The organism is Kitasatospora sp. NPDC049285 (genome assembly GCF_040678815.1).
GTDB lineage: Bacteria > Actinomycetota > Actinomycetes > Streptomycetales > Streptomycetaceae > Kitasatospora.
Map to the genome: position 1 here is coordinate 1 of NZ_JBFAQR010000125.1, position 4,567 is coordinate 4,567.

The window sequence follows — 4,567 nt, forward strand, 5'->3', positions numbered from 1 at the left end:
GAGCACGTCGGCGAGGCCGAGCTGCGCGAGGAGGTGGCGCACAGGTTCCGGGAGGCGTTCGACGACTTCCGCTTCGGCCCGACCATGCTGGGCGACCTGCTGCTGGACGAACCGGAACTGCACGACACCCTCGGCCTGACGGCGGAGACCCTCCCGTACCAACTCGGCCACGCGCACATGTACGAGGACCTCCTGAAGCGGATACGGGACGACCACCCCGTGGCCTGGAACACCGCCCTGGACAGAGTCACCGCCCACGGACAGTGGAACAACGCCTTCGGCAGCGCCGCTCCCGTGCTCTACGCCCGTCACTTCGGGCCCGGACTGCTGATCGCCGACCGGATGAGCGGCCGCGTCACCGCGATCCACCGCGACGGCTCCAGCACCTACCCCGCACCCGACCAAGCAGTCCACCTCGCCACCGAACAGAACTACACCGTCGTGGTCCACTCCCCGGGCCACTACGACGCCACCACCCCCACCACCCGACCCACGCCTCACCCCGCACCCACCACCCGACCCGAAACGGACGAGTCCCGGCCCCCCACGACGGAACAGCACAGCCAGGCGATGGACATCGACGACGACCGTGGGCACCCGGGCCAGGACCCGGTGCCGGCGCTCCTGTCCGCGGGTCCGGTCGTCGGGGGCAGACGCACGGACGGGGCGACCGCGGTCACGTTCCTCGGGCGCATTCCGACGGTCTTCCACGTGGCCGCGACCATGGATGCGGTCAACGTCAACGGCAGGCATTTCACGCTGCCGAACTTGGAGGCCGAGCGTGCCCGGTTCGCGCACCAGCCGTTGAAGGGCGAGCTGGTCGGCAGCAAGGTCAGGTTCACCAACGCCGTCGGCGAGTGGTTCGAGAGCCCCCTCGACGAGCCCGCGAGGCAGGAGCCCTGGCCGGCCGGCAAAAGCAACACGGTGTTCGGCGTGGCGATGGTTGTGCCGGGAGTGCCGGCGGATCACCCGGTGGGTGAGGAGTTTCCCGGCTGGTACGCGCGGGTGGTCGGCGCGGACGGCCGTCGGGTGGTGGAGTGGTCCCGCACTGAAGGCGACGGTTTCACGCCCGAGGGCGGCGTGTCGCCGTACGACGAGCCGGCCGCTGTATACAAGTTCCGGATCGCGACGGAGAAGGCCGAGCGGCCGTTCACCGACCCGCCGGCCCCGACCGGCCCGCAGAACTTCCGCAAGCGCGTCCCGGAGCTCTTCTACGCCGTCGCCAACGCGAACGCTGTCAGCGTCAACGGCAAGGACTTCACACTGCCGAAGGATGAGCGCCACGAACTGTTCGCGAACAAGGCGCTGAGGGGTGAGCGCACCGGCGACGACGTCACGATCACCAACGCCGACGGCGATTCGTTCAAGACCACCCTCGGCCGGAGGCTCAAGAACAAGGGGCCCTTCCAGCCCGGCAGCCGCAATGTGTTCGGCATGAAGCTGCCCGTGCCGGAGGCGCCGGCCGATCACCCGGTGGGTGAGGCCTTCCCTGGCTGGTATCCGCGGTTGGCCGGCGTGGACGGCCACCGGGTCGTGGAGTGGTCCCGCACGGAAGGCGACGGTTTCACGCCCGAGGGCGACGTGACGCCGTTCGACGAGCCGACCGCCGAGTACAAGTACCGCATCGCGAGGGAGGAACATGCCCGCCGCAGTGCGGCGGACCCCGCACCCGCCGCCCGACCCGGGACGGACGAGTCCCGGCCTCCCGCGCCGGAGGGGGACGGCCAGCCGATGGACGTCGACGATGACCGTGGGCACCCGGACCTGCACCCGGACCCGGACCCCACGCCGGCCCTCCTGCCCGCGCCTCCGGCCGTCGGGGGCGGGCGCACGGACGGGACGACCGCGGTCACCTTCCTCGGGCGCGTCCCTAAGTCCTTCTACGTGGCCGCGACCATGGACGGGGTCAACGTCAACGGCAGGCATTTCACGCTGCCGAGCTTGGAGGCCGAGCGTGCCCGGTTCGCGCACCAGCCGTTGAAGGGCGAGCGGATCGGCAGCAAGGTCAGGTTCACCAACGCCGTCGGCGAGCGGTTCGAGAGCCCCCTCGACGAGCCCGCGAGGCAGGAGCCCTGGCCGGCCGGCACAACCGACACGGTGTTCGGCGTGCAGGTGAGTGTGCCGGGGGTGCCGGCGGATCACCCGGTGGGTGAGGAGTTTCCCGGCTGGTACGCGCGGGTGGTCGGCGCGGACGGCCGTCGGGTGGTGGAGTGGTCCCGCACGGAAGGCGAAGGTTTCACGCCTGAGGGCGAGGTGTCGCCGTACGACGAGCCGGCCGCCGTGTACGAGTTCCGGATCGCGACGGAGAAGGCCAGGCGAACGTTCACGGACCAGCCTGCCCCGACTGGCCCGCAGAACTTCCGCGAATGCATCCCGGAACTCTTCTACGTGACCTCCAGGGGACACAGCGTCAGCGTCAACGGGAAGGAATTCACACTGCCGAAGGGTGAGCGCCTTGCCTTGTTCGCGAACAAGGCACTCATGGGTGTGCGTACCGGGGACAAGGTCACGGTGACCAACGCCGACGGCGATTCGTTCAAACCCACCCTCGGCCGGAGGCTCAAGAGCAAGGTGCCCTTCCAGCCAGGCAGCAGCTACGTGTTCGGCATGAGGTTGACAGTGCCGGACGCGCCGGCCGATCACCCGGTCGGTGAGGCCTTCCCCGGCTGGTACCCGCGGTTGGCCGGCGTGGACGGCCACCGGGTCGTGGAGTGGTCCCGCACGGAAGGCGACGGCTTCACACCCGAGGGCGACGTGACACCTTTCGACGAGCCGACCGCCGAGTACGAGTACCGCATCGCGGCGGAGAAAGCAGAAACCCGTGCCAGGGCCGCGGACCCCGTGCCCGTCGCCGAGCCCGGAGCGGAGCCGACGGGGACGGACGCGCCCCGGTCGCCCGCGCCGGAGGGGGACGGCCAGCCGATGGACGTCGACGATGACCGTGGGCACCCGGACCCGCACCCAGACCCGGACCCCACGCCGGCCCTCCTGTCCGCGGGTCCGGTCGTCGGGGGCGGGCGCACCAATGGGACGACCGCGGTCACATTCCTCGGGCGCGTCCCGAAGTCCTTCGACGTGGTCGCGGCCAAGGGAAAGGTCAACGTCAACGGCAGGCAATTCGTGCTGCCGAAGTCGGAGGCCGAGCGTGCCCGGTTCGCGCACCAGCCGTTGAAGGGCGAGTGGATCGGCAGCAAGGTCAGGTTCACCAATGTCGAGGGCCAGTGGTTCGAGAAATCCCTCGACGAGCCCACGACGCAGCAGCTCTGGCCGGCCGGCAAATCCAAAGCGGTGTTCGGCGTGAAGATGGTTGTGCCGGGGGTGCCGGCGGATCACCCGGTGGGTGAGGAGTTTCCCGGCTGGTACGCGCGGGTGGCGGTCGGCGACCCGGGCCGCCGGGTGGTGGAGTGGTCCCGCACGGGAGGTGACGGCTTCACACCCGAGGGCGACGTGGCACCGTACGACGAGCCCGTCGCTGTGTACAAGGACCGGCTCGCGACGGAGCAGGCCCGGCGGCCGTTCACGGACCCGTCGGCCTCGACCGGCCCGCAGGACTTCCGCGAACGCATCCCGGAACTCTTCTACACGACCGCCAACGCGGAAAACGTCGGTTCCAACAGCAGGACCTTCACACTGCCGACGGGTGAGCGCACCGGCGACGACGTCACGATCACCAACGCCGACGGCGATGCGTTCGATGCCACGCTTGGTCAGACCCCTCCGCGCGAGGGGGCCCTCCAGCCCGGCGGTCAAAACGTGGCCGGCGTGTGGTTGACCGTGCCGGGGGCGCCGGCCGATCACCCGGTGGGTGAGGCCTTCCCCGGCTGGTACGCGCGGGTGGTCGGCGACCCGGGCCGCCGGGTCGTGGAGTGGTCCCGTACGGAAGGCGACGGTTTCACCCCCGAGGGCGACGTGACACCTTTCGACGAGCCGACCGCCGAGTACGAGTACCGCATCGCGGCGGAGGAAGCAGAGACCCGTGCCAGGGCCGCGGACCCCGTGCCCGTCGCCGAGCCCGGAGCGGAGCCGACGGGGACGGACGGGCTCCGGTCGCCCGCGCCGGAGGGGGAAGGCCACCCGATGGACGTCGACGATGACCGTGGGCACCCGGACCGGCACCCAGACCCGGACCCCACGCCGGCCCTCCTGCCCGCGCCTCCGGCCGTCGCGGGCGGGCGCACCGACGGGACGACCGCGGTCACCTTCCTCGCGCGCCTCCCGAAGACCTTCCACGTGGCCGCCGCCAAGAAGGCGGTCACCGTCAACGGCAGAGAATTCAAGCTGCTGGGCTCGGCGGCCGAGCGTGCCCGGTTCGCGCACCAGCCGCTGACGGGCGAGATCATCGGCAGCAAGGTCAGGTTCACCAACGCTGTCGGCGAGTGGTTCGACAAACCCCTCGACGTGCCCACGACGCAGCAGCTCTGCCCGGCCGGAAAAAACACCACGGTGTTCGGCGTGAAGGTGAGCGTGCCGGAGGTGCCGGCCGATCACCCGGTGGGTGAGGAGTTTCCCGGCTGGTACGCGCGGGTGGTCGGCGACCCGGGCCGCCGGGTCGTGGAGTGGTCCCGTA

1 pseudogene is annotated in these 4,567 nt (G+C 70.7%); it reads left to right on the plus strand.

The features are described from left to right. Positions 1–177: 177 nt before the first annotated feature. A pseudogene (locus AB0K51_RS34575) lies at positions 178–4,567 on the plus strand (hypothetical protein); the annotation flags it as partial.